20 protein-coding genes and 1 other annotated feature are annotated in these 25,393 nt (G+C 40.9%); of the genes, 1 reads left to right on the top strand and 19 read right to left on the bottom strand.

Annotation, left to right across the window (positions count from 1 at the left end):
• From ACOZ9X_RS04325 to hemA, 4 genes are read right to left on the bottom strand one after another with little or no spacing between them, the layout of a single operon-like run.
• Nucleotides 1-747, bottom strand: coding sequence for a uroporphyrinogen-III synthase (locus ACOZ9X_RS04325; RefSeq protein WP_423417158.1), 747 nt, complete (start codon nucleotides 745-747; stop codon nucleotides 1-3).
• Complete coding sequence (gene hemC / locus ACOZ9X_RS04320; protein WP_423417157.1) at nucleotides 747-1,679, bottom strand: hydroxymethylbilane synthase; 933 nt, start codon at nucleotides 1,677-1,679, stop codon at nucleotides 747-749. The genes ACOZ9X_RS04325 and hemC overlap by 1 nt, the downstream gene beginning before the upstream one ends.
• Before the next feature lie 19 nt (nucleotides 1,680-1,698).
• A complete protein-coding gene (locus ACOZ9X_RS04315; protein ID WP_423417156.1) occupies nucleotides 1,699-2,517 on the bottom strand; it encodes a cytochrome C assembly family protein in 819 nt (272 codons plus the stop codon).
• A 37-nt stretch (nucleotides 2,518-2,554) separates the two neighbouring features.
• Nucleotides 2,555-3,922 (bottom strand): glutamyl-tRNA reductase, encoded by a 1,368-nt coding sequence (gene hemA, locus ACOZ9X_RS04310; protein ID WP_423417155.1) that lies wholly within the window; start codon nucleotides 3,920-3,922, stop codon nucleotides 2,555-2,557.
• Between the two features lie 235 nt (nucleotides 3,923-4,157).
• Between hemA and ACOZ9X_RS04305 the strand changes: the two genes are divergently transcribed.
• The gene (locus tag ACOZ9X_RS04305; RefSeq protein ID WP_423417154.1) at nucleotides 4,158-4,637 is read left to right on the top strand and encodes a LiaI-LiaF-like domain-containing protein; all 480 of its coding nucleotides are present in this window, start codon (nucleotides 4,158-4,160) and stop codon (nucleotides 4,635-4,637) included.
• A 264-nt stretch (nucleotides 4,638-4,901) separates the two neighbouring features.
• Here ACOZ9X_RS04305 and yihA read toward each other — a convergent pair whose 3' ends face one another.
• The 15 genes from yihA to ilvD all read right to left on the bottom strand — a co-directional run bounded on the left by yihA (nucleotide 4,902) and on the right by ilvD (nucleotide 25,388).
• Nucleotides 4,902-5,489 (bottom strand): ribosome biogenesis GTP-binding protein YihA/YsxC, encoded by a 588-nt coding sequence (yihA, locus tag ACOZ9X_RS04300; RefSeq protein ID WP_423417153.1) that lies wholly within the window; start codon nucleotides 5,487-5,489, stop codon nucleotides 4,902-4,904.
• On the bottom strand, nucleotides 5,486-7,804 hold the full coding sequence (gene lon / locus ACOZ9X_RS04295; RefSeq protein WP_423417152.1) for an endopeptidase La: 2,319 nt from the start codon (nucleotides 7,802-7,804) through the stop codon (nucleotides 5,486-5,488). The genes yihA and lon overlap by 4 nt, the downstream gene beginning before the upstream one ends.
• A 193-nt stretch (nucleotides 7,805-7,997) precedes the next feature.
• A complete protein-coding gene (lonB, locus tag ACOZ9X_RS04290; RefSeq protein ID WP_423417151.1) occupies nucleotides 7,998-9,665 on the bottom strand; it encodes an ATP-dependent protease LonB in 1,668 nt (555 codons plus the stop codon).
• Nucleotides 9,666-10,162: 497 nt separating this feature from the next.
• The gene (clpX, locus tag ACOZ9X_RS04285; RefSeq protein WP_423417150.1) at nucleotides 10,163-11,437 is read right to left on the bottom strand and encodes an ATP-dependent protease ATP-binding subunit ClpX; all 1,275 of its coding nucleotides are present in this window, start codon (nucleotides 11,435-11,437) and stop codon (nucleotides 10,163-10,165) included.
• 331 nt (nucleotides 11,438-11,768) lie between these two features.
• A complete protein-coding gene (gene tig / locus ACOZ9X_RS04280; RefSeq protein ID WP_137788726.1) occupies nucleotides 11,769-13,061 on the bottom strand; it encodes a trigger factor in 1,293 nt (430 codons plus the stop codon).
• A 106-nt stretch (nucleotides 13,062-13,167) separates the two neighbouring features.
• Nucleotides 13,168-14,187, bottom strand: coding sequence for a hypothetical protein (locus ACOZ9X_RS04275; protein ID WP_423417149.1), 1,020 nt, complete (start codon nucleotides 14,185-14,187; stop codon nucleotides 13,168-13,170).
• 157 nt (nucleotides 14,188-14,344) lie between these two features.
• Nucleotides 14,345-15,298, bottom strand: a complete 954-nt coding sequence (gene ilvA, locus ACOZ9X_RS04270; RefSeq protein WP_423417148.1) for a threonine ammonia-lyase — start codon at nucleotides 15,296-15,298, stop codon at nucleotides 14,345-14,347.
• Between the two features lie 43 nt (nucleotides 15,299-15,341).
• Nucleotides 15,342-15,935: a 3-isopropylmalate dehydratase small subunit gene (gene leuD, locus ACOZ9X_RS04265; RefSeq protein WP_423417147.1), complete on the bottom strand. Its 594-nt coding sequence runs from the start codon at nucleotides 15,933-15,935 to the stop codon at nucleotides 15,342-15,344.
• Nucleotides 15,922-17,358 carry a 3-isopropylmalate dehydratase large subunit gene (gene leuC / locus ACOZ9X_RS04260; protein ID WP_423417146.1) on the bottom strand — a complete coding sequence of 479 codons (1,437 nt, stop codon included), beginning with the start codon at nucleotides 17,356-17,358 and terminating at the stop codon, nucleotides 15,922-15,924. Before leuC ends, leuD begins: the two co-directional genes overlap by 14 nt.
• Before the next feature lie 14 nt (nucleotides 17,359-17,372).
• The gene (gene leuB / locus ACOZ9X_RS04255; protein WP_423417145.1) at nucleotides 17,373-18,467 is read right to left on the bottom strand and encodes a 3-isopropylmalate dehydrogenase; all 1,095 of its coding nucleotides are present in this window, start codon (nucleotides 18,465-18,467) and stop codon (nucleotides 17,373-17,375) included.
• 18 nt (nucleotides 18,468-18,485) lie between these two features.
• Complete coding sequence (locus ACOZ9X_RS04250; RefSeq protein WP_423417144.1) at nucleotides 18,486-20,027, bottom strand: 2-isopropylmalate synthase; 1,542 nt, start codon at nucleotides 20,025-20,027, stop codon at nucleotides 18,486-18,488.
• Nucleotides 20,014-21,039: a ketol-acid reductoisomerase gene (ilvC, locus tag ACOZ9X_RS04245; RefSeq protein ID WP_144698753.1), complete on the bottom strand. Its 1,026-nt coding sequence runs from the start codon at nucleotides 21,037-21,039 to the stop codon at nucleotides 20,014-20,016. Before ilvC ends, ACOZ9X_RS04250 begins: the two co-directional genes overlap by 14 nt.
• 15 nt (nucleotides 21,040-21,054) lie before the next feature.
• Nucleotides 21,055-21,573, bottom strand: coding sequence for an acetolactate synthase small subunit (ilvN, locus tag ACOZ9X_RS04240; protein ID WP_066396617.1), 519 nt, complete (start codon nucleotides 21,571-21,573; stop codon nucleotides 21,055-21,057).
• On the bottom strand, nucleotides 21,570-23,288 hold the full coding sequence (gene ilvB / locus ACOZ9X_RS04235) for an acetolactate synthase large subunit (protein ID WP_423417143.1): 1,719 nt from the start codon (nucleotides 23,286-23,288) through the stop codon (nucleotides 21,570-21,572). Before ilvB ends, ilvN begins: the two co-directional genes overlap by 4 nt.
• Before the next feature lie 165 nt (nucleotides 23,289-23,453).
• Nucleotides 23,454-23,717: a binding site (T-box leader), on the bottom strand.
• A gap of 3 nt (nucleotides 23,718-23,720) precedes the next feature.
• Complete coding sequence (gene ilvD, locus ACOZ9X_RS04230) at nucleotides 23,721-25,388, bottom strand: dihydroxy-acid dehydratase (RefSeq protein ID WP_423417142.1); 1,668 nt, start codon at nucleotides 25,386-25,388, stop codon at nucleotides 23,721-23,723.
• Between the last annotated feature and the right edge of the window lie 5 nt (nucleotides 25,389-25,393).

Below are 25,393 nucleotides of genomic sequence, written 5' to 3'. Positions count from 1 at the left end.
TTAACTTCCTCCTTGAAAATAAGAGATGGCACAGTTCACCATATCTTCTGCGGTAAATTGCTTAGGCATTAGCACACGATGATATCCGCATTCTTCTGCGGCCTTTTTCGTTGTTGGTCCAACACAGATCACAGGTTTTTTAAGAACTTCTTCTGTGTCCAACCCTCTACTCATGAAAGTTACGGCAGAAGGACTCATAAAAAAAAGACAATCTGCTTGATTCACGAGCGACCAATCTAAATGATCTTCTGATTCAGTTTTGTAAACAACTAACTCATCTATTAATGCTGTACCCCTCAGCTCTTCTTTAATAAAAGATGGAGCTAGATTTCCTTTTGGAAATAAAATTTTTTCATGAGGTAAGACGTGTTTTTTTAGCATCTTCACTAAGCTTTCTGCATGAAAGTGTTTGGGTATAAGAATAGATGTAATCCCTCTCGTTCTTAATGATTCAGCTGTTTTCTCACCAACTGCGGCAAACTTAACATCTCCCAAAGTGAGATTATAATCAGAAATCAGTTGAAAAAAATGATCTACTCCATTTTTGCTCGTGAAAATGACCCATTGGTAAGACGTTAGATTGTTTAACAAGGACCCATCGTTCTTAACGCCTTTTATAGTGACAATAGGAAAAGAAAGAGGGAGTCCGCCATTCTCTCGTATGAGTGAGATTAATGGCGCTGCCTGCTCTTTCGGCCGGGTAACAAGTATTCGCTTACCTGCTAGTGGTCCTATAGATGTATTCATTATGAATTTAAATCCCTTTTAACTGTATCTAATATATTTTTCGCACCTAATGTTTTTAATTCTTCAGCTAACTCTACACCTACGCGGTACGGATCTTTGCCTGACTTCATTTCTTTTAACACGATCTTTCCTTCAGGATCTGCAACAAGACCCGTTAAAGAGACCTCTTGGTTGTCGTCCATCGTTGCGAATGCTGCAATTGGAACTTGGCAGCCTCCTTCTAGCGTGTTTAAGAAAGAGCGTTCTGCCGATACCGTATCAAACGTATAATCGTCGTTCAGTGTAGCTAACAATTCTTTCACTTCTAGATCTTCACTTCTGCATTCGATAGCTAATGAACCTTGTCCTACAGCAGGAAGACACAAGTCTATGTCTAAGTATTCAGTAACAACATCTGTTGACCAGCCCATTCTTTCAAGTCCTGCAGCAGCTAGAATGATCGCATCAAACTCACCAGACTTTAACTTGTTAAGACGGGTATCAATATTACCTCGAATAGATTTAATCTCTAGATCCGGGCGTCTGTTCAGAATCTGTGCTGCTCTTCTTAATGAACTTGTTCCGACAATAGCACCAGCAGGAAGCTCTCTTAACGAAGAATACTTTTCAGATATTAGAGCATCTCTTGGATCTACACGTTTAGGTGTACAGCCGATCTCGAGCCCATCAGGCAGTTCAGATGGCATGTCCTTCATGCTGTGAACGGCAATATCAATCTCTTTATCTAACATCGCTTGTTCGATCTCTTTTACAAATAAGCCTTTTCCGCCTACTTTTGAGAGTGTAACATCAAGAATGATATCACCTTTTGTTACTATTTCTTTTACTTCAAATTCAAAAGGCATTCCTGACTTCTTTAATTGTTCGATCACCCAGTTTGTTTGTGTGATCGCTAATTTACTTCTTCTTGAACCTACTATAATTTTCCTCATGATATGAATCTCCTATTCTTTACTTATACCAAAGGTGAAATTCAGTGAACGTTGACGCTAAGAAATAGTTAATCAGTACGACTAAGAACGCCGCAGTGTTCCATAGCGCTAGCGTTTTACCTTGCACACCTCTTCCCACCTTTTGATAGAGGTAAGTACTATAAACTAAAAGGACAATAAATGACGAGATGACTTTGGCATCAAGAAGTGTAAAGTCACTTATTTTCCAGAATGCCCATACCACTCCTAATATTAGACTAAGCAAGAGCAACGGTACTCCGACCGTATTCAATCGAAAAGAAAGCTTCTCTAAGTACGATAGACTGCCAAAACGCTGCAGTCTTTTACTCCATTTCTTTCGTTTTAACATGCCATGCTGAAGAAGATACATGAACGAGAATATGAAAGAGAGTGAGAATGCTCCATAAGAGATAAAAGCCATCGTTATATGAATGATTAATAATTCTGAGATCAGTTGCTTCTCAATCACTGCACTAGCTTGGCCTGTTGGAGCAAACAAGTGGATCGAAACGAGCAAGAAACCTAGAATGTTCGTAAAAAACACCAAAAAATCAACCCGGAAAAACCTGCTCATGACAACCGAAAACGTCACGAGGATCCATGCATAAAAAAACAAGCCTTCCGAGGGTGTTAATATAGGAAACCGTTGGTCTTTCAGCATCCTTAACACAAAAAAGACCGTTTGAAGTACCCAGACAATAGAAAGCAACCAGAAAGCAAATCGGTTTGCTTTCCGGTTGTTTTGAAGGAAATCTATAAAATAGCCTATTATGCTAAGTGCATATAGAACAATAGTCAGATCATATATCCAATTCATTTTGCTCACACTCCATGAGCCCGAGGGAAACGAGAGCTTAAGTTCTTACTACAGCCGAAGGAACAACTTCATCTGTTAGTGAAGACTTCTCTTCGACGTTTGCAGCAAATGCTGTTTCCAACTGCTTCTGTTTATCCAAATAATCTTCAAGTCCAAAGATTTCAGTAAATAATTGCAACTGTTCCTCAGCTCCTGGTTCGCCAGCCATCTCTTTGGCTCTTGTCACAGGATCTCGAAGTAATTGATTCACGATACTCTTCGTATGTTTGCTTAAAATTTTTCTTTCTCGATCAGTAAGATCCGGGAGCTTGCGTTCGATGCTCTGCATGGTTTCCGCTTGTATGTTTAACGCCTTTTCTCGTAAAGCAGAAATTAACGGAACTACACCAAGCATTGAAATCCATGATTGAAAAGCAACAATTTCGGCTTCGATCATAATTTCGATCTTTTCCGCTTCTTTCATTCGTTCAGCAAGGTTAGACTCTACAATACCTTCTAAATCATCGATATCATACAGAAAAACGCTCTCTAAATCATGAAGCTCAGGATCTAAGTCACGAGGCACAGCAATATCTACCATGAACAATGGAAGACCTTTTCGTTTTTTAACAGCTGGTGCTGCCATTTTCTTTGTAATGACAAATTCACTAGCTCCTGTAGAAGAGATCACAATATCCGCTCTTATGAGCAAACTTTCAAGATCTTCAAATGGATGTGCTATACCATGAAACTTTTTAGCTACCTCTTGCGCTTTTTCAAAAGTACGGTTGATTACAAGTACTTCATTTCCACCGCTCGCATGCAGATGTTTCGCTGTAAGCTCACCCATCTTACCTGCACCAACGATTAGAATGGTTTTATTTTGTAGACCACCAAAGATTTTTTTCGCGAGTTCAACAGCTGCATAACTAACCGATACCGCATTTTCCCCGATATCCGTTTCTGAATGACATCTCTTAGCAAATGTAATCGCTTGTTTCATGAGTTTATTAAATATAGTTCCTGTTGCATCAAGTTTTTGTGATTCCAAGAATCCATCTCTTACTTGACCAAGAATTTGTGTTTCACCGATCACCATAGAATCCAAACCAGCAGCTACACGGAATAGATGTTCGACTGCTGCTTCTCCGTCTCTGATGCTCAAGAATGGTGAAAGTTCTTCTTTATCGATTGAAAACCAGTCCGCCAAAAAAGATTTGATGTAGTATCTTCCGGTATGAAGCTGATCGGCAACTGCATAGATCTCAGTACGGTTGCACGTAGAAACGATTACACATTCAAGTATACTTTTTTGTTTTCGGAGTGTAGAGATCGCATCCGCTAATTCAGCTGGCTGAAAAGAAACTTTTTCCCGAATTTCTACGGGTGCCGTTTTGTAATTAAGTCCAACCACTAGAATATGCATGCGCTCACCTCCCTTAATTATGTATGTTCTTTATTCATTATAACATGTCCTAAAATACGGAATATCCAATAATGTGAACAGAATTTAAACGTTTATGCTATGATGTATTTATTATCTTTTTGGTGCTGTGTATAGCAGTTTTAGGATAACCATAATTACTAAAACTTAGCACCAATATTAAAAATAACAAAAATCGACCAATTTAGCAAAGGTTTACGTTTAAGATGGAGGCATTATGAAACAAAGAAACACATTCAGCGGCATCATTTTACTCGGAATTGGATTATTCTATTTTGCAAATAGAATGAATATCGAACTGCTCCAACCCTATCTGACTTGGCCAAGCATACTAATTATCATCGGTATTGCTCTTCTATTCCAATCTGGTTCTGGAAAGGATTCTTCAAGTATTTTCTCAGGTGTATTCTTGACGGGGCTAGGCGTACATTTTCATGCAGCAGGAAAAGTTGCAACATGGCCAGAACCACTTCAGGTTATCGTTTTACTTGCGGGTATATCCTTTCTCATTCAGTATCGAAAAACAAAAGAGGGACTTATTCCGGGATTGTTGTTGTCCCTTTTAGCTCTTTGGTTGCTCTTCTTTAAGAGTAATACCCCTTCTGTAGAAAATATATTTGTGAGAGCGGAAGATTTTTGGCCTATTATCCTAATGGTCATCGGGGCTTACCTTATGTTCTTTAAAATGAAAAAATAGATAAACCCCCTGTGTTTTCATGTGAAACACAGGGGGTTTTCTTTGAGATTGGCTTTTAATAGGTTGTCTTTTGACTTTTTTACTTCTCTTCATTGACAAGTTGATTGGAGTGTAAGGCGCGAGACTCCTGCAGGACAGGCGGGCAGGTGAGACACTTAAGAGTAAAACGTTCGAATGTGGCTCACCGCCTGCCCTGCGGAAAGCGAGCGCCTGGAACGGATATCAACTACTTCATAGAAAACAGAGAAACTTTTAAAGTGGTACTTACTTAGTTAGATAAGAATTCAGTACGCCCCACGCTTCATCTTTTCCTTGTCCGGTTTCAGATGAGAAGAGTACGATTTTATCGTTTGGATCCATGTTTAATGTTTCCTTGACTACTTTTTTATGCTTGTCCCATTTTCCTTTTGGGATCTTGTCACTTTTCGTTGCCACCACGATAACAGGAAGCTCATGATATTTTAACCAATCATACATGAGTACATCATCTTTTGAAGGAGCATGTCTAAGGTCTACAAGCTGAACAACAGCTTTTAACTGATCACGTTCAACAAGATACTGTTCGATCATCTTGCCCCATGCTTCTCTTTCTGTTTTTGAAACTTTAGCAAATCCGTAACCTGGTACATCCACAAAATAAAAACTTTCATTTAGAATATAGAAGTTTAACGTTTGCGTTTTCCCTGGTTTTGAAGACGTACGTGCTAAATTCTTGCGATGAATCATCTTATTAATAAAAGACGATTTCCCTACATTCGAGCGGCCGGCAAGAGCAATCTCCGGAAGATTACCTTCCGGATATTGCTTAGGACCGACTGCTGATATTACGATTTCTGCTGTATTTACTTTCACTTTCTATCACCTGCTAATGCAACTTTTAATACCTCGTCTAAATGAGATACGGTTATAAAAGATAATCCCTCTTTTACAGATTGCGGAATATCTTCAATGTCTTTCTCGTTTTCTTTCGGAAGGATGATTGTTTTGATCCCTGCTCGGTGCGCACTTAATGATTTTTCTTTCAAACCACCAATAGGCAGTACACGTCCACGCAATGTGATCTCTCCGGTCATCCCTACATCTTTTCTAACTGGTTTTTTCGTTAGTGCTGATACTAATGCTGTAGCAATCGTTATTCCTGCTGAAGGACCATCTTTAGGTGTTGCTCCTTCAGGAACATGTATATGAATATCTGTTTTCTCGTAGAAATCATGGTCGATTCCCAACTCTTCCACTTTCGTGCGTACGTAGCTTAATGCAGCTTGAGCAGATTCTTTCATAACATCACCTAACTTACCGGTTAAGATCAGTTTACCCTTACCTGGAGATAAGGCTACCTCGATAGAAAGAGTATCTCCGCCTGCTGTCGTATAAGCTAATCCTGTCGCCGCACCAATTTGGTCTTCAAGTTCTGCCTGACCATAACGGAAACGCGGTTTACCTAGATAATCTTCAAGATTCTTAGCAGAAAGGATAACCTTTTTCTTTTCAGCTGAAACAATTTGTTTTGCAGCTTTTCTGCATAATCCTGCAATTTGACGCTCAAGATTACGTACACCCGCTTCGCGTGTATAATTGCGAACGAGCTTTAGGATAGAATCATCTTTAAACTGAATCTGGCTTTTCTTTAGTCCGTGTTCTTTCAGTTGTTTGGGAATCAAGTGATTCTTAGAGATATGCAGCTTTTCAACCTCTGTATAACCAGCGATCGAAATAACTTCCATTCTATCTAATAATGGCCCTGGGATTGTTGATAGAGAGTTGGCTGTCGTTACAAACATGACTTTAGAAAGATCATAGGGTTCTTCGATATAGTGATCGCTAAACGTGCTGTTTTGTTCCGGATCAAGCACTTCAAGCATCGCAGAGGAAGGATCACCTCTAAAATCACTTGACATCTTATCGATCTCATCAAGCAAGAACACAGGATTAATCGTACCCGCTTTCTTCATCCCTTGAATCAAACGGCCTGGCATCGCACCCACATATGTTCTTCGATGTCCTCTAATCTCAGCTTCGTCTCTTACACCACCAAGAGAAATTCTTACAAAATTTCTGCCGATGGCACGAGCGATCGATCTTGCTAATGATGTTTTACCTACCCCAGGTGGTCCAACTAAACAAAGAATCGGTCCTTTTAGTGAATTTGTCAGCTTTTGAACAGCCAGATATTCTAAAACTCTGTCCTTCACTTTTTCTAGACCATAATGATCCTCATTAAGAACCGTTTCTGCATGTGGAATATCCAGATTATCAATCGTCTCTTGTTTCCAAGGTAGATTAACAAGCCACTCGATATATGTTCTGATAACAGAGCTTTCAGCAGAAGAATTCGGCATCTTTTCATAGCGATCGAGTTCTTTTTTTGCAAGCTCCATGACAGTCTCAGGCATATCAGATGATTCAATACGTTCTTTGAGCGTACTTACTTCACCAACCTTGCCCTCTTTATCACCGAGTTCTTTTTGGATGGCTTTCATCTGTTCGCGCAGATAATATTCTTTCTGCGTTTTTTCCATCGCTTTTTTAACGCGTTGTCCGATTTTCTTTTCTAGACCTAGCACTTCTTTTTCGTTGTTTAAAAGGTCCAGTAAGTGTTCAAGTCTTTCTTTCACATCAAAGATCTCTAGAATTTTTTGTTTTTCTTTGATCTTTAATGAAAGATGTGAAGAAATAACGTCAGCCAGACGTCCAGGTTCAGTAATATCTTGAACGGAGGCAAGTGTTTCAGGTGTTACTTTTTTCGATATGTTTATGTATTGTTCGAATTGAGCCAGAACAGCTCTCATAAGAGCTTCCGTTTCGGCTTCTTTCACTTCAATATCATCCGTTAGTTCCACTTCTACTTCAACATGGGTCTTCTCGTCCGTGAACGAAGTAATTTCTCCGCGTTTAATACCTTCAACAAGTACTCTGATCGTGCCATTGGGCAGTTTGAGCATCTGATTTACTTTTGACAACGTTCCTATATGATAAATTTCCTCTTGTGCTGGATCTTCAATAGAAACTTCTTTTTGAGTAGATAGAAAGATCATCTGGTCATCAAGCATCACTTTTTCAAGCGCCTGAATCGATTTTTCTCTTCCTACATCTAAATGAAGTACCATTGTTGGATAGACCAACAATCCGCGAAGAGGGAGGAGCGGAAGAACTCGTTTTTCCCCCATTAAAAACACCTCCAAAACTGCTATGTAATCATTAATTATATGCTTAGTCTTTGTACAATTCTACCGATAATGCTTAACTTTGTCTAATGTAAGCTTCGGATTGTTAGAAAACTCCTAACAAAACGTTCTCATTGGCTGTTATAAAATTTTTATAGGCCTAATTTCTGAACAAAAAGAAACTCCCTGCTTCTCCTTATACAGAAGAAGGAGGGGAGTTTAAGGCAGCAGATGCAGGGACCGATTGCTCTTCACTGTCATCTAAAAATGCGTGTTGAAACACTTCTGAAAGCTTTTTTACTGGGATGATCTCTACATCTTCAATCGTATCAAAAATCTTTTGGTTATTCTCAAACGGTATAAGAACACGTTTTGCACCTGCATCTTTTGCAGCAAGGATCTTCGCCATGACACCACCAACTGGTTTCACTTTACCATGGATACTGATCTCTCCAGTCATAGCAATTTCGTGATCAATTTTAATATTGTGAATGGCTGAATAGATGGAAGAGGCGATCGCAATCCCCGCTGATGGGCCGTCTACCGGACCTCCACCCGGAAAGTTCACGTGGATATCATACATGGACGCATCTACTCCCATGTACCGAAGAACAGTAATAACGTTCTCCACTGATCCTTTAGCCATACTTTTTCTTCGTATGGACTTAGATTGATTTCCGATACTCTCTTCTTCTGCTATACCTGTAATCGTAATAGAACCTTGTTTTTTTGCAGGTAATACAGTCGTTTCAATCTCTAGCAGCGCTCCGCTTGTAGGACCATATACAGCTAGACCATTCACTAAGCCTATTTTTGGTTTTGCACCAATTTTCCTTTCAGGGCGTGGAGCCATTCTGCTTGAATGAGTTACCCACTCTACATCACTTTTTGTAATGTTTTTACGTTGTTCTGTGATGGCAAGACCTGCTGCAATTTGAATCATATTGACAGCTTCACGGCCATTTCTAGCATATTGAGCCATGTATGATAATGATTCATCATCAATTCCTAACTGAATCTTATCAGCCGCTCTTTTAGCGATCTGTTCGATTTCAGCTGGCTGCAATTCTCTAAAGAACACTTCTAAACACCTAGATCGAATAGCAGGCGGTATCTCTTCTGGCATACGAGTAGTTGCTCCGATCATTCGGAAATCTGCTGGCAGACCATTTTGAAAGATATCATGAATATGATGCGGTATGTTGGCGTTCTCTTCCGAATAATAAGCACTTTCTAAAAAAACCTTACGATCTTCTAATACCTTTAATAATTTGTTCATCTGGATCGGATGCAGTTCACCGATCTCATCAATAAAAAGAACTCCGCCATGTGCATTCGTTACAGCTCCTTGCTTCGGCTGAGGAATGCCCGCTTGTCCCATAGCTCCAGCACCTTGGTAGATTGGATCATGAACAGACCCAATTAAAGGATCCGCGATACCTCGCTCATCAAAACGAGCGGTCGTGGCATCAAGTTCTACAAAGACAGCCGTAGAACGAAATGGTGATGTTTGATTTCGTTTCGCTTCTTCTAATACTAATCGTGCTGCAGCAGTTTTTCCAACTCCTGGAGGACCGTAGACGATAACATGTTGTGGGTTTGGCCCACACAAAGCGGCTTTCAACGCTTTTATTCCATCTTCTTGTCCGATGATATCTTCGAATTTCCCTGGTCGAACACGTTCAGACAGAGGTTCTGATAGAGAGATCGCACGCATTCTTCTTAACTGTTCCATTTCTTTTCTTGATTCTTTATCCACACTCACTTTTTGAGAACGTTGGTTGCGCAGTAAGTTCCAAAAATATAGCCCGATAATAATCCCGAAGAATAATTGAATAAGTAAAGCTATGCCAGTCCAGTTCATTGTTTTTCCTCCCGGTACCTATGTAGTGATAATCATAGTATCTCCGAGGAGGTGATGAACTAAACGGTCAACCTTTAAAAAGACCATTTCACAATACACTGACAATAATGAAAGTAGTGATTTCCGCTCACACTTGCTCGCTTTCCATGGGGCGTGCGGTGAGCCTCCTGTCTAGTTGCAGTGACTAGCCCCTCGAGGTCAAAAGGTAAACGGTCTGTGATGAGCAAAGTGCTCCGTCCTCGCCCATTTCCCTTTTGCTTGTCGGGGCTGAACGAGTCACTTCCACTTTTCGTGCTGCCACTTTGTGCCGTTAGAAGTCTCGCACCTTGCGCTCCAATCAACTTGTAAGAATGCAAAACCATCCAAAACCAATAATCTTATAGAAATAGTCTTTAGTGGAAGAACTTTAAAATTGAAGTAGTAAAAGTCTTTAACCCAAACTTTTCCTGATGCGGTTTAGCCCAAACAAAAAAGACCAGCATAAGCTGGTCTCAAAATTAAGCACTCTCTTTTGGAGTCTTTTTTGATTGTTCAATAACCGTACCGTCTTCTAATTCAAGAGTTGGTGGTACTTTATCAGAGATTGTATCTTTCGTTACGATACATTTAACAACATCATCACGAGAAGGCAGCTCAAACATTACGTCAAGCATAACTCCTTCGATGATCGAACGAAGTCCACGCGCTCCTGTTTTACGTTCAATAGCTTGAGCAGAAATTTCTCGAAGAGCTTCATCGGTAAATTCAAGCTCGACACCATCAATATCCAATAACTTTTGATATTGTTTTACTAGTGCGTTCTTTGGCTTTGTTAAGATTTCGATCAACGCTTCCTCATCAAGAGGGTTTAGGTTTGAAATGACCGGCAAACGACCGATAAATTCAGGAATCAAACCAAAGCGAAGTAAATCTTCAGGAAGAACTTTAGACAAGTATTCTCCTGCTTTTAGATCAGCTTGTTTCGTTTCAGAACTGAATCCGATCACTTTCTTACCAAGTCGGCGTTTGATGATCTGCTCGATACCATCAAAGGCTCCACCACAAATGAACAGAATGTTTGTTGTGTCAATTTGGATGAACTCTTGGTGAGGATGCTTTCTTCCTCCTTGCGGCGGTACGCTAGCTACTGTACCTTCAAGAATTTTAAGAAGAGCTTGTTGAACGCCTTCACCGGAAACATCTCTTGTAATAGAAGGGTTTTCCGATTTACGTGCAATCTTATCGATTTCATCGATATAGATAATACCCTTTTCAGCTTTTTCTACATCATAATCAGCAGACTGAATCAATTTAAGAAGAATGTTTTCTACATCCTCACCCACATATCCAGCTTCAGTTAAAGATGTAGCATCTGCAATAGCAAAAGGTACGTTTAGGATACGAGCCAACGTTTGAGCAAGAAGCGTCTTACCACTTCCTGTTGGTCCGATCATTGCAATATTACTTTTCGCCAGTTCAACTTCATCCGATTTTTGAGTAGAATTTATACGTTTGTAATGATTGTAAACGGCTACAGAAAGGGATTTCTTAGCCTGAGCTTGACCGATTACATACTCGTCAAGAATTTTGCGAATTTCTACTGGTTTTGGTACTTCCTTTAGTTCTACATCCTCTTCTGTACCTAATTCTTCTTCTACGATTTCAGTACAGAGTTCGATACATTCATCACAAATATATACACCTGGTCCAGCAACCAGTTTTCTTACTTGATCTTGTGTTTTACCACAGAAAGAACATTTCAATTGCCCTTTTTCATCATTAAATTTAAACAATGATATCACCCCTAAAACGAGAATATGGATGAAACGCTTGACTAAAATCCAGATATATTCTGAAGGAAAGTCTGATTATCTTTTCTACGACTTAAGCATTCCGTTGATTATAATGGATTGTATCACACTTCCATATTAAAACGGAAATAATAACGCTTAATAAATATGTATGGTAACGCTCTATATAAGTATGAACAATACCACAAGATTTAAAACCTATTTTTCAGATAGGATGTGTATTTTAATAGAAATTTAATATGTATGGCAAAACAAGGCACGATACATAAGGATCGCGCCTTGCTAAGATTTATGAACTTATTCAGTTATAGAATTAAGCAGTTTTGCTGTTTTCCACAAGAAAATCAATTGCTTTACGTACTTTCAAGTCAGCTGCTACTGCATCATTTCCGCCTTGCATAGCAAGCATTTGTTTGATTTGTTCTACTTCCATTTGGTACATTTCAGCCATCTTGCTAAGTTCAGCATCGATTTCTTCTTCAGAAACTTCGATGTTTTCAGCTTCAACGATCGCTTCAAGTACTAGGTTAGTACGAACGCGTTTTCCAGCATCTTCTTTCATTTGCTCACGAAGTGCTTCTTCGCTTGTACCAGAGAACTGGTAGTAAAGGTCTAGGTTCATACCTTGCATTTGAAGGCGTTGGCCAAATTCTTGAACCATACGATCAAGCTCAGTGTTTACCATTGCTTCAGGAATATCGATTTCTGCATTCTCAGAAGCTTTTTCGATTACTGTTTCACGAGTTTTGTTTTCAGCTTCTTGCTTTTTGCTCTCTTCAAGCTTTGTGCGAAGTTCTTTTTTAAGATCTTCTAAAGTTTCAGCATCACCTTCAGCTTCTTTAGCGAACTCGTCATTAAGCTCTGGAAGTTGTTTAGCTTTGATGTCGTGAATGCTTACTTTGAAAACAGCAGGTTTACCAGCTAGTTCTTCAGCATGGTACTCTTCAGGGAAGTTAACGTTAACTTCTTTTTCCGCACCAGCTTTTTCACCAACTAATTGCTCTTCAAAACCAGGGATGAAAGATCCAGATCCGATTTCAAGAGAGTAGTTCTCAGCTTTTCCGCCTTCGAAAGCTTCGCCATCAACGAATCCTTCGAAATCGATGTTTACAGTATCACCATTCTCAACTGTACCTTCTTCTTTAACAACTAGTTCAGCTTGTTGTTCTTGTAGGGAAGTAAGTTCGTTTTGAACATCTTCATCTGTAACTTCAGTTTCAGTCTTCTCAACTTCAAGACCTTTGTAATCACCAAGTTTAACTTCTGGTTTAACGATTACTTTAGCTGTGAAAACAAGGTTGCTTCCTTGCTCCATTTTTTCGATGTCAACTTCTGGACGATCAACTGGTTCGATACCAGCTTCTTGTACAGCGTCTCCATATGCTTTTGGCAATAGGATATCTAGAGCGTCTTGGTAAAGAGACTCTACTCCAAAACGTTGTTCAAAAAGTCTACGTGGCATTTTCCCTTTACGGAATCCTGGTACGTTTACTTGTTTTACAACTTTTTTGAACGCTTGGTCAAGCGCTGTATCTACTTCAGTTGCCTCAACTTCTACCGTTAAGACACCTTGATTACCTTCTAACTTTTCCCATTTAGCAGTCATTAAATGTTCCCTCCAACATCGGTATTTCCATAAATATCATATAGATTACAACCATTCCATTATAGCATAGGTGTTCTGTATTTCAACAAGTTACATCACTTTCTCATCAAGTCTGCATATAAAATCTTTCCAATTCGACGAGAACCTTCACTGCTTTCTGTAATTCATCATCTTCAAGTTCCATTTCTTCTTCCATTCCACAGAGAATATTTGCCGCCATAACAGTGGCTTCAAACCATAGGATCTTATTTTCTGGAGTCGGAGAGAAAGGATAAAGTGCGAGTGAATAATCCTTCCACACGGCGAGTGCGATCTCGAGTAGTGATGGGTTCTCTTGCTCAAGTTCATCTTTAATCAAAGATTTTACTTCATTATAAAAGCGATTCTCATTTAAATCCGTTAGGTTTGCGATGTCCACTTCAGTCAATTGTCCGTATTTCTCTATCTTTACGATTTTATCTACTTGGTTTTCTTTAAGGTATTGCAGGATTAAGCTTTTTACAGCCGGATGTTTTTTTTCATCAATTAAAAACGACTCAAACATCGGAACGATCATATCGGGTCCAAGGCGTTTTAACTGTTGCACAGCCATCCATTGTAGGTCTGCCTGATCACTTGAAAGCATCTCTTTTAACGCTTGAAAGTCAGGGTTTGCTGGTGGCGCTGTTGGAAGTTCAGGATCTCTCTTCACTTCAGGCACACCTTCTTGCTCAATAACTTTTCGGCTGAACTGGAGAAGCTGATAAAACGTTTCTGCTTTGTCAGCAGGGATCTTTTGTTCTTCAAGAACGGCTTCGATCACGGAAACAACGGTTATGTACTCAGATAACTGGACTAATATACTTAAGTAAATTTGAAGTACGTCGTAATATTCTCCTATTCCTTCTTTAAGCATACGGTCACATCTTTGTTTTGCTTCGTGCAAACGTCCTAGTTCAACCAAACTTAAAACAAGTCCAAGATTACCTTGTGCGTGCATTGGATCTGCTTGAAGCAATTGTTCAAAACATGATAAAGACTCATCGTATTTTTTACTTTTTAACGAATCCATTCCTTTTTCTAAAAGACGTCCATTTAAGTTAGGAAACCGAACGATATTGTTTTTGTTGTTCTTTTCGTTAGTCATCACAACTCTCCGCTTCCATTAATGTTTGACTAAAGAATAGCAGGTTCGCCAGATGAACTCAAGGTAACTAGGAAGTTAGAACCCTGGTTTCTTTAACCCATGTTCTATACACAAAAAAACTTACTCAAAAGTTTCGCCTTCTGAGTAAGCCCAATCATTAACTAATTCTTTTTAAGTTTACCTTATCAGCCATTCCTTTATATAATGACCATTTAACGGGATCTACATTACCACCACTAATGATAATGCCTACTTTTTGGTCCAACGCAAGACGGCTATGGAACATCACTGCCGCTAAACTGGCAGCTCCAGCTCCCTCTACGACCACCTTTTCGCGCTCAAGCATAAACATCATCGCATATGCGATTTGTTCCTCAGTGACAGTAACCATCTCATCCACATACTTTGATATCACAGGAACGGTGATCTCTCCGGGCTTTACAACCGCTATTCCATCTGCGATCGATGTACAGCGAGTTAACGTTTTTCTCGTGGTACCTGTGAAGGCTTGATAGACCGCATTAGCATTTGCCGATTGCACGCCAACTACTTGGACATCAGGTCTGATCGACTTAACCGCTAATGCGATCCCAGCCAATAGACCTCCGCCCCCGACAGGTACAACAATCGTTTTTAATTCAGGTTTTTGCTGCAGCATCTCGAGAGCAACGGTACTCTGTCCAGCGATCACATCGTAATCGTCGAAAGGGTGAACAAACACTCCTCCGCTTTTTTCTTCCTCTCTTTTTGCCGCTTCATACGCCGCCTGATAATTGTCACCTTCTAAAACAATATCTGCTCCATACGATCTTACTGCATCGATCTTGGAAAGCGGTGCATTTTCCGGCATGAAGATCTTAGATTTTATTCCTCGCATTGAACATGAAAGCGCTAAACCTTGTGCATGGTTTCCTGCTGATGCAGCGATGACACCTCTTGCACCGTCTAGTTCGTTTAACGTGGAAACTTTGTAATAAGCTCCTCGCAATTTAAACGAACCGGTCTTCTGAAGGTTCTCCAGCTTCATATACACCTTTCCACCCGTCCACTTGTTAAGAGTTGATGATTGTTTAAGCGGCGTACGGTGTGCGATTTTTGAGACTTCCTCCAAAGCGTGAAATAAATGTTCCGCTGTGATTGTTAAATCCCCATTGTCAGTTCACAATCCTTTCATCTTCATATTTTTTTATAAGAGCTTCTTGTTGAAGAGTTACTGATATTTCGTCCCATCCGTTAAGAAGCATCTTTTTCCAGTACGGATCAAATTCAAAACGGAAAACCTCCCCCGTTTCGTTTTCTACAAGTTGTTTTTCAAGGTCTACTCTTAACGTTTGGATAAGGGTTTTAGAGCTTTCTCTCTGTAAGTTATTAATCTCTTCTTTCGAGAGCCGAATCGGCAAGATGCCGTTTTTTACACAATTGTTAAAAAAGATATCCGCAAAGCTTTCAGCGATGATTACTTGGAAACCATAATCCTTCAATGCCCAAGGCGCGTGCTCTCTTGACGAACCACAACCAAAGTTTTTTCCTGTAACTAAAATGGTAGCTTCTTTTGTTTCTTCCGAGTTAAGTTCAAAATCTTTATTCTCTGTACCATCAGAGTGGTATCTCCAATCAAAGAACAAATACTCACCGTAACCTGCTTTATCAATTTTTTTTAAAAATTGCTTCGGAATGATCTGATCTGTGTCAACATGATTTCTATCTAGAACTGCCGCACTGCCTGAATGCGTTTTAAACCCCGGCATAATGATCTACCTCCTGTTCTTTTTTAGGAAGTATAGAACGAACATCCGTGAATTTTCCTTTTAAAGCTGCTACCGCTGCCATAATCGGGCTTACAAGGTGTGTTCTTGCACCTTTTCCTTGTCTGCCAGCAAAGTTACGATTTGAGGTAGAAGCACATCTCTCCCCTTCTGGAACAATATCATCATTCATACCTAAACACATTGAACATCCCGACTCACGCCATTCGAACCCTGCATCTAAAAAAATCTGATGCAATCCTAGAATCTCTGCTTCTTTTTTTACAGCTTGTGAACCCGGAACTACGATCGCCCGAACTTCTGGATGTACTTTTCTGCCATCAACAACTTTAGAAGCTTCAAGAAGGTCACTTAATCTTGAATTCGTACAAGATCCAATAAACACATGCTGCACAGAGATATCTTCTATTTTTTCATTTCCTTTAAAGCCCATATAATGGAGAGCATTTCGTAACGATTGCTTCTCTTCTATAGATGAAGAATTTTCTTCTGCAGGGATCATCCCGCTGATCGGCAAACACATGGATGGCGTCGTTCCCCATGTAACCATTGGTTCGATCTCTGAAGCATCAATCTCGATCGTTTGATCAAATTCAGCATTCTCATCACTCGCAAGCTCACTCCATCTCTTACAACTTTCCAGAAATTTTTGATTCTTTGGAGCGTAAGGCTTACCTGATATATATGAATAAGTAACTTCATCAGGTGAAACAACCGATGCTTTCGCTCCTGCCTCTATCGACATATTACAAAGCGTCATTCGTTCTTCCATCGAAAAATTTCTAACTGTGCTACCTGAAAACTCAATAATATAACCTGTACCGACATTCGTTCCATATTTCGCTATAAACCATAAGATGATGTCTTTCGCTGTAACACCAAACCCTAACTCTCCTTCGATCTTAACGTTCATCTGTTTTGGTTTATTCTGCCACAGCGTTTGTGTAGCAAGAACGTGTTCAACCTCGCTAGTTCCAATTCCAAAAGAAAGTGCTCCGAAAGCACCATGTGTGGAGGTATGACTATCTCCACAGACGATTGTTTTTCCTGGCAGTGTCAACCCAAGTTCCGGTCCAATAACGTGAACGATTCCTTGTTGTTCGGAGTTTAATCCCTCAAGTTGGATACCGAATTCCTCGCAGTTTTTTTCAAGCGTTTGAACTTGTAAACGTGACGTTTCGTCTTTAATATTGAACCGATCGATCGTCGGAATGTTATGATCCATCGTGGCAAAACAAAGTTCCGGCCGTCTGACAGTTCTATTTTTTTCTCGTAGACCTGCAAACGCTTGAGGTGAGGTCACTTCATGAATGAGGTGCAGATCAATGTAGAGAAGATCTGGTTTATTTTCTTCTTTTACGACAATATGGCTATCCCAAAGTTTATCAATTATTGTTCTACTCACCGAAATCTACCTCCCTACACATAAACCTCTAGAAGAGTTGCACTTGTTGAGTCTTCCAACATTCTAAAATGAATTTGATTGACCATTTCTTTCGTTGACACTAGAGTACCGCTTCCTCCATAAATATCTCCTGTACGATAACCTGCCTGCAGTGTTTCAAAAACGGCAAGTTCAACAGCTTCCGCTTCTTTTTCAAGTTGGAACGAATGACGAAGCATCATCGCGACACTTAGGATCATACCGATTGGATTTGCTTTACCGCTTCCAGCGATATCAGGTGCTGATCCATGAATAGGCTCATATAGACCAGGACCGTTTTCACTAAGTGAAGCTGAAGGCATCATTCCTAACGAGCCTGTAAGAACAGAAGCTTCGTCAGACAAAATATCTCCGAACATATTTTCAGTAACAACCACATCAAAACTCGTAGGATTACTGATCATCCTCATGGCAGCATAATCTACCAGCAAGTGTTCTGTTTCGATGTTTGAATACTTTTTAGCTACATCCTCTACGACTTCTCTCCACAACTTGCTCGTTTCAAGAACGTTTGCTTTATCAACAGATGTTACTTTTCTTCTGCGAGAAGAAGCTAACTCATATGCTTTTTCAACGATTCTCGTTATCTCCTCTCGCGTATATGACAATGTATCTACCGCACGCTTCTCATTCCGTTCTTTCGGCTCTGAAAAATAAATCCCACCGGTCAGTTCGCGAACAAATACAAAGTCAGCACCTTTTACCTTATTTGATTTAAGAGGTGATAGATGTTCAAGGCCAGGATAAACCAGAACCGGCCTTACGTTCGCAAACACGTTCATCGCTTTTCGCAAAGCGAGTAACCCTTGTTCCGGCCGAACCTTCCCTTGATCCCATTTCGGTCCACCAACCGCTCCTAACAGAACAGCATCACTGTCCTTGCAAGTTTTTAGTGTGGAATCTGGAAGTGGATTACCATCCTGGTCAATAGCAGCACCTCCAAATACTTGTTCAATCGTCTCAAATTCATGACCAAAACGCGTCGCTACACCGTCTAACACTTGCAGAGCACCTTTGATCACTTCTGGACCGATCCCGTCTCCTGGTAAAACTGCTATTCTCTTTTTCATCTAACATCCCTCCTATTTTTAGATACTCATTGCTTGATAGCTCTTCTTTTCCTCATGAAGCTGAAGCTTATTATAGGCGTGAACATAGGCTTTAGCTGATGCTTCTAAAACATCTTGTGCCGTTCCGCTTCCGTTGATCTCATGACCATCACTAACGATCTGAACAAACACTTGAGCAAGAGCATCACGCCCTGCTCCCACTGATTGAATTCGATAATCATTCAGCTTGATAGAAGAAGGAAGCATCTTTCCAAGCGTATTATAGATGGCCTCTACACTACCTGAACCAGTTGCAGCATCTTGAATCAGTTTTCCATCTGGAGTCAACAGTCTTAACGTCGCAGTAGGAATCTGATTTGTACCATAGTTCACTTGAATATCTTTCAATTGATATAACGGCACTTCAGGTTGTATTTTATGATCGATGAGCAGAGCGAAGATATCTTCTTCTGTCATCTCTTTTTTCTTATCAGCTAGGTGTTTAAAATCTTCAAAAAGAACCTTAACCTTGTTCTCATCTGGATGAAAACCTAACTTATGCAAATAATCTTTAAATGCGTGACGCCCAGAATGTTTTCCGAGCACAAGTTGGTTAGAAGGAACTCCAACAAGCTCAGGTGTGATGATCTCGTATGTCGACTTTTCTTTTAACACACCGTCTTGATGTATTCCTGATTCGTGCGCAAAAGCATTCTTTCCAACCACCGCCTTATTCGGCGGGACAGCAATTCCCGTTAGCCTGCTAACAAGCTGACTCGTACGGCTGATCTCATTTAGCTTTAAACGAGTTTTCGCTTGATAAAAATCTTCACGAATCGCCAATGCTACTGCTATCTCCTCTAATGAGGCATTTCCTGCTCTCTCACCGATTCCGTTGATCGTACATTCAACCTGATTCGCTCCATGCTCGATCGCTGATAAAGAATTAGCAACAGCCATCCCTAGATCATCATGGCAGTGAGCAGAGAGAATAGCTTTATCAATGTTAGGTACATGGTTTATTAGATATCGAAAGATCTTTCCGTATTCCTCGGGGTTTGTAAAACCAACCGTATCTGGTATGTTGATAATCGTTGCACCAGCATCGATTACTTTCTCAACAATGCGCGATAAAAATACGAGATCTGACCGACACGCATCTTCTGCAGACCATTGCACGACAGGAAACTTTTGTCGTGCATATTTGACTGCACCAACCGCCGTCTCAACGACTTGGTCAGGTGTTTTCTTTAACTTGTATGTCATATGAATAGGCGATGTTGCTAGAAAAACGTGCAGTCTTGGTTCAGCAGAATCTTTCAGAGCTTCCCAAGCATGGTCGATGTCCGAAATATTTGATCGCGCCAAAGCTGTAACGGTTGAATTTTTCACAATTGATGCTACCTTTTTTACAGCCTCAAGATCACCTTTAGATGCAGCTGGAAAGCCCGCTTCCATGACATCGACCCCTAGCATTTCTAGCCTTTTAGCGATCTCAAGTTTTTCGGCTGTGTTAAGATTGACTCCTGCTGTTTGTTCTCCATCACGCAAAGTCGTGTCAAAGATTTCAATTTTTCGCACTAGCAACGGCCTCCTTTTTTTGTTTTGATTTTACGAACGGCATCATTGCTCGAAGTTCCCTCCCTACTTTTTCAATAGGATGGTTCTTCTCTTGATTGTTCACCACATGAAACACAGGTCTATTCGCTTGATTCTCCAAGATCCACCCCTTAGCAAACTCTCCGGATTGAACATCTTTCAGAACGGATTTCATAGATTCTTTCACTCTTTCATCAATAACACGTGGTCCTGATTGAAAATCTCCCCACTGAGCAGTATCTGAGATTGAATACCTCATTCCCTCTAGACCACCTTCATACATGAGGTCAACAATCAATTTTAATTCGTGTAAACATTCAAAATAGGCAACTTCAGGTTGATATCCAGCCTCTGTTAGCGTTTCAAATCCTGCTTTCACAAGTGAAGATAACCCACCACACAACACGGCCTGTTCACCAAAAAGGTCTGTTTCCGTTTCTTCTTGGAAAGTCGTTTCAAGCACTCCAGCTCTAGCAGAACCAATTCCTTTAGCATAACTAAGCGCCGTTTCTCTAGCAGTGCCTGTAGCGTCTTGGTATACCGCGAAAAGCGCTGGAACACCTTCACCTGATTCAAATGTACGACGAACAAGATGACCAGGACCTTTAGGAGCAACTAAGAATACATCCACATCTTGAGGTGGTACCACTTGATGATAGTGAACGTTGAACCCATGAGCAAAAACGAGTGCATTGCCCGGAGAAAGTTCAGGTAGAATTTCATTTCTGTAAACTTCAGGCTGCCTCTCATCTGGTAGTAGGACCATTACGACTTCCGCAAGCCTAGCTGCTTCACGAACGGGATATACTTCAAATCCATCTTTAACTGCTTCGTCAAAAGAACGTCCCTCCCGAACACCAACTACAACATCATAGCCGCTATCCTTTAGATTTAAAGCGTGAGCATGCCCTTGAGACCCATAACCTACTACCGCTACCTTCTTATTCTTTAATACATCGTTAGAAAGATCGTTTTCGTAATATACTTTTGCCATTATCATCATTCTCCTTTACATAATAGAATAGGGGTGAAGCTCAAGTACTTTCTTTTGTGTGCCGCGAGGTATGGCTGTAACACCTGTCCTTGAAATCTCTTTGATCCCGTATGGACGGAGCAATTCGATCAACGCATCAATCTTCTCACCATCTCCCGTAACTTCAAGCGTTACGTTTTCGAGTGAAACATCAAGGACGGTCGCTCGAAATGGCTCGATTAGCATTTTGATTTCACTCCGCGTATCAGGCGTTGTGAGAACTTTGATGAGCGCAAGTTCTCTAGAGACAAGAGCCATGTTTGTTAGATCACGAACTTTCAAAATATTAATCTGCTTATGAAGCTGTTTTACAAGTTGTTCTGCTTTGCGATCATCTTCAACCCAGACCGTTAGTGTTACTTTTGAAACGGCTGGATCCTCTGTATGTCCAACCGTGATATTCTCTATATTGAACTGGCGTTTTGTCAGCAATCCGGTCAAACGATTCAACACTCCACTTTCGTTTAGAACCGTCGCTGAAATGATCCGTCTCATCCTCTCACTCCAATCATTTCATGTAGTCCTTTTCCTGGAGCGATCATCGGATAGACATTCTCATCAGCAGTAACAACACAATCGAGAACAAATGGTTTTTTGGACGCAAGAGCTTGTGTCAGAGCTTCTCTTACGTCACTTTCTGTTTCAGCTCGTACTCCATCAATTCCGTAGGCTGATGCTAGTTTGATAAAGTCAGGTTGGATATCAAGCAAAGAGTGTGAGAATCGTTTTTCATAAAATATCTCTTGCCACTGCCTAACCATCCCAAGTGATTTATTGTTCACAATAACTACGATGACCGGAAGCTCCCAATCTTGGAGAACTCCGAGTTCTTGAAGCGTCATCTGAAACCCGCCATCGCCAACAACCGCTATTACCGGGAGCTCCGGCTTTCCAACTTTCGCTCCGATCGCTGCAGGAAATCCAAATCCCATCGTTCCAAGTCCTCCAGACGTTATCCATCTGTTCGATTCTAAAAACGTATAATATTGAGCTGCCCACATTTGATGCTGGCCTACATCCGTTGAAACGATAGCCTCTCCTTTCGTAACATCATGAAGGATCTGCATTAATTTTTGTGGTTTCAATTCTGATGCATCCGTCTTATACGTAAGAGGAAACTCTCTCTTAAACTGCGTCAGTTGAATGACCCAATCGCTATAGTCCCCTTTATCTCCTCTTGTCAGATTAAGTGCCGCAAGGGTTTCTTTCGCACACCCCACAATAGGAATCTCAGTTGGTATATTTTTTCCGATCTCAGCTGGATCAATATCAATATGTGCAACCACTGCTTTTTTTGCAAAATGATCTAGATTACCAGTCAACCTGTCATCAAACCTAGCTCCAACGCCTATTAAAAGATCGCAGTCATAAAGTGCCATGTTGCTTGCGTATGTTCCATGCATTCCTGCCATTCCTAAACAAAGCGGATGTTCAGCAGGAAATCCACCAAGACCTAAAAGGGTTTGAGCAACCGGTATCTGGTGATATTCCGCGAACGCGACCAACTCTTTTTCAGCACCTGCCGCTAGTACCCCCGCACCTGTTAAAAGGACAGGTCGTTTTGCTTGCAATAGCGCTTCGTTCAACCTTTTTACTTGAAGAATATTAGGTTTTAACGTCGGCTGGTAACCTGGAAGGTGAATACCCTCAACTTCTTTAACTTCCGCCGCTTTAACAGCAACATCTTTCGGGATATCGATCAGTACCGGTCCCTTTCTTCCGGTGTTCGCTATATGAAAGGCTTCTTTCATAATTCTCGGCAGGTCTTCTGCCCGTTGAACTTGATAATTATGTTTTGTGATCGGCATTGTAATCCCGACGATGTCCGCTTCTTGAAAAGCATCCGTTCCAATCACTGTCGTTGCTACCTGACCTGTGAAGATAACAAGAGGAATAGAATCGATCATCGCATCTGCGATACCTGTAACAAGGTTGGTTGCACCTGGTCCTGAAGTCGCTAACACCACGCCTGGTTTTCCTGTTACTCTTGCATAACCTTGCGCAGCATGAATTGCTCCTTGTTCATGCCTCGTTAGAACATGTTTCATCTCTGATTTGTAGAGGGCATCATAGATCGGAAGTACCGCTCCTCCGGGATAACCAAACAGAACTTCAACTTTCTCATTCTGCAACCCTTGAATAAATAGTTCAGCACCAGAGACTAATGAAGTTTCGACTGATTTTTTCTCAGCCACCCAACTGGCCTTCATTTTCATTCCTCCTTTAACTTCGAACCTTTATTTAATAAAAGACTATTGGGGCATCAGTTGTTGCTCTCGAAAAAGTTGATGGTATGAGAAATAACTAAAGGGCAACAACGTCTATAAAAACCAACAAAAAAACTTCTCCACCCAAATGGACAGGTCAATCCTATCCAAAGGGGTGAAAAAGTTTATTTTCCACGGTACCACCCTTATTCACATTTCTTGCTCATTTACGCAAGAAATGCCTCAAGACGAAATAATCGTCATTTGATAACAAGCGATAAATAATGGTCTTATCGCTTGGCCCTTCCTACTAAGAAACGTTCAAAAGGACACTCAGGAGGGATGTCCTGGTATTAGGAATAACCGGTTCACAGCGACCACCGGCTCTCTGTTTATCCCACATCTACCATTGTTCTCCGTCATCGTTTTATTGTTTTAAATTTTTAAGATTCCTCCAGTATTAGCTGAAGTTACAAGCGCCGCATAGCGTGCGAGATAACCTTTTTTAATCTTTGGTTCAGGCTTCACCCAGCCTTCTTTTCGTTCTTTTAAGTCTTCTTCTGTTAATAAAACATGAATTGTTCTATTTACTAGATCAATTAAGATTGGATCACCATTGTTTACGAACGCGATTGGTCCACCTTGCGCCGCTTCTGGCGAGATATGACCGATCGAGATTCCTCGAGACGCCCCAGAGAATCTCCCATCCGTAATTAGTGCTACTTTCGTACTCAATCCTCTTCCAGCGATAGCTGAAGTTGGAGAGAGCATCTCCGGCATACCTGGTCCACCCTTCGGTCCTTCATATCGAATGACAACGACATGCCCTTCTCTTACTTCACCATTATTGATGCCTTCGATCGCTTCTTCTTGAGATTCATAGACGATAGCCTCGCCTTGAAATGTTTTTATTGAAGGATCAACTGCACCTACTTTAATCACACAGCCATCTGGTGCAATGTTTCCATAAAGTATAGATAAACCGCCTACTGGTGAATATGCGTTATCTTTTCTACGAATAACATCATCATCTAAAATTTCCGCATGCTGGACTCGGTGCTCTAACGTTTCTCCACTTATCGTTATCCGATCGTTATGGATCGCCCCCTCCATTCTACAGAGTTCATTGATGATCGCACTGACACCGCCAGCTCTGTGAACATCTTGCATCGAGTAATCTGAAGCCGGGCTAATCTTTGATAGATATGGAATTCTTTCTGCAATCTCATTTATCCGAGATAAGTCATAATCGATTTCAGCTTCATTTGCGATCGCAAGCATATGAAGAACGGTGTTCGTTGAGCCACCCATCGCCATATCTAACGCAAAAGCGTCATCGATGGCTTCTTTTGTAATGATATCTCTAGGTTTTATGTTGTTTTTCACAAGATTCATTAGTGACGTTGCAGCCTCTTTGATCAGTTCTCTTCTTTCGTCTGAGGTAGCTACGATCGTTCCATTACCCGGCAGTGTAATTCCTAGCATCTCCATGATGGAATTCATGCTGTTGGCTGTAAACATCCCTGAGCATGATCCACAAGTCGGGCAAGCACTCGTTTCAAGTTCTAATAGTTCTTCTCTCGTCATCTTTCCAGCTAAGTGAGAACCTACCCCTTCAAATACCGAGGCAAGGGATAAGGATTTTCCTGCCATAGACTTTCCGGCTTCCATCGGACCACCTGAAACAAACACTGCTGGAACATTCGTCCTTACAGCAGCCATCAACATACCAGGGGTGATCTTATCACAGTTTGGTATGTAGAAAACCCCGTCGAACCAATGGGCGTTAATCACCGTTTCCGCTGCATCTGCAATGACTTCTCGACTTGGAAGCGAATATCTCATACCGATATGACCCATCGCAATTCCATCATCTACGCCGATCGTATTAAACTCGAACGGAATTCCACCAGCTTCTCTAATGGCTTCTTTTACCCATTCCCCTACTTTGTTTAGATGCATATGCCCCGGAATAATATCAACATAGGAATTACAAACACCGATAAAAGGTTTATCCATATCCTCTGGTGCAACTCCCGCTGCGTGGAGAAGACTTCTGTGCGGGGCTCTATCGATTCCTTGCTTGATCATATTACTGCGCATATCTG

The sequence above is a fragment of the Fictibacillus nanhaiensis genome, assembly GCF_049537595.1.
GTDB lineage: Bacteria > Bacillota > Bacilli > Bacillales > Fictibacillaceae > Fictibacillus > Fictibacillus nanhaiensis_F.
Note: the sequence above shows the minus strand (reverse complement) of the source record. Positions and strands in the feature narration are given on the sequence as shown.

Excerpts from the sequence above, each read along its gene's own strand:
- ilvN (WP_066396617.1), bottom strand. The coding sequence starts at position 21,573 with ATGAGACGGATCATTTCAGCGACGGTTCTAAACGAAAGTGGAGTGTTG.
- ACOZ9X_RS04275 (WP_423417149.1), bottom strand. The coding sequence starts at position 14,187 with ATGACTAACGAAAAGAACAACAAAAACAATATCGTTCGGTTTCCTAAC.
- lonB (WP_423417151.1), bottom strand. The coding sequence starts at position 9,665 with ATGAACTGGACTGGCATAGCTTTACTTATTCAATTATTCTTCGGGATT.
- ACOZ9X_RS04305 (WP_423417154.1), top strand. The coding sequence starts at position 4,158 with ATGAAACAAAGAAACACATTCAGCGGCATCATTTTACTCGGAATTGGA.
- hemC (WP_423417157.1), bottom strand. The coding sequence starts at position 1,679 with ATGAGGAAAATTATAGTAGGTTCAAGAAGAAGTAAATTAGCGATCACA.
- ilvB (WP_423417143.1), bottom strand. The coding sequence starts at position 23,288 with ATGAAGGCCAGTTGGGTGGCTGAGAAAAAATCAGTCGAAACTTCATTA.
- leuD (WP_423417147.1), bottom strand. The coding sequence starts at position 15,935 with ATGCCGGGGTTTAAAACGCATTCAGGCAGTGCGGCAGTTCTAGATAGA.
- lon (WP_423417152.1), bottom strand. The coding sequence starts at position 7,804 with ATGGGGGAAAAACGAGTTCTTCCGCTCCTCCCTCTTCGCGGATTGTTG.
- tig (WP_137788726.1), bottom strand. The coding sequence starts at position 13,061 with ATGACTGCTAAATGGGAAAAGTTAGAAGGTAATCAAGGTGTCTTAACG.
- ilvD (WP_423417142.1), bottom strand. The coding sequence starts at position 25,388 with ATGCGCAGTAATATGATCAAGCAAGGAATCGATAGAGCCCCGCACAGA.
- hemA (WP_423417155.1), bottom strand. The coding sequence starts at position 3,922 with ATGCATATTCTAGTGGTTGGACTTAATTACAAAACGGCACCCGTAGAA.
- ACOZ9X_RS04315 (WP_423417156.1), bottom strand. The coding sequence starts at position 2,517 with ATGAATTGGATATATGATCTGACTATTGTTCTATATGCACTTAGCATA.
- leuB (WP_423417145.1), bottom strand. The coding sequence starts at position 18,467 with ATGAAAAAGAGAATAGCAGTTTTACCAGGAGACGGGATCGGTCCAGAA.
- ACOZ9X_RS04325 (WP_423417158.1), bottom strand. The coding sequence starts at position 747 with ATGAATACATCTATAGGACCACTAGCAGGTAAGCGAATACTTGTTACC.
- ilvC (WP_144698753.1), bottom strand. The coding sequence starts at position 21,039 with ATGGCAAAAGTATATTACGAAAACGATCTTTCTAACGATGTATTAAAG.